Annotated in this window: 1 protein-coding gene; it reads right to left on the bottom strand. The window is 66.3% G+C overall.

Features of this window, described 5'->3' with window-relative positions:
- The coding region (locus AC1DYG_RS20185; protein WP_477641619.1) for a GNAT family N-acetyltransferase at positions 1-409 on the bottom strand (409 nt) is incomplete at both ends.

Below are 409 nucleotides of genomic sequence, written 5' to 3'. Positions count from 1 at the left end.
CCCACTGAACAGCATGCCCGACGCCGTGCGCACCGAGTCCGCTCTGCGCGGAGGAGTCCTCGCGTTTGCGCACCGAGGCTCCGTTCATGTAGTACGCGTTGCGCCCCAACTTCATCGCAAACCCGCCCGCCATCACCTCACCCTCGAAGCGGGCGACAAACAACTGGCCGTTCCCGGACGACTCGTAACGCCCCCAGAACTCCTCGTAGTACTCGTAGCTCCGAATCCCGAACCGGCCCTTCGCGGTATCGGAGAGAAGGTCGAACACGAGGCGGCAGTTGGCAGGGGTCGCCGGCACCCGGTCGACGTGCACCCCGTCCCGCTCGGCCCGCCTGATCCAGCGCCTGGCCCTGGTACTGAACCGCGACATCACCTCCGTCGGCTCGCCCGAGATGTCGAGCACAATGGT

The organism is Pedococcus sp. P1_H8 (assembly GCF_056405175.1).
Note: the sequence above shows the minus strand (reverse complement) of the source record. Positions and strands in the feature narration are given on the sequence as shown.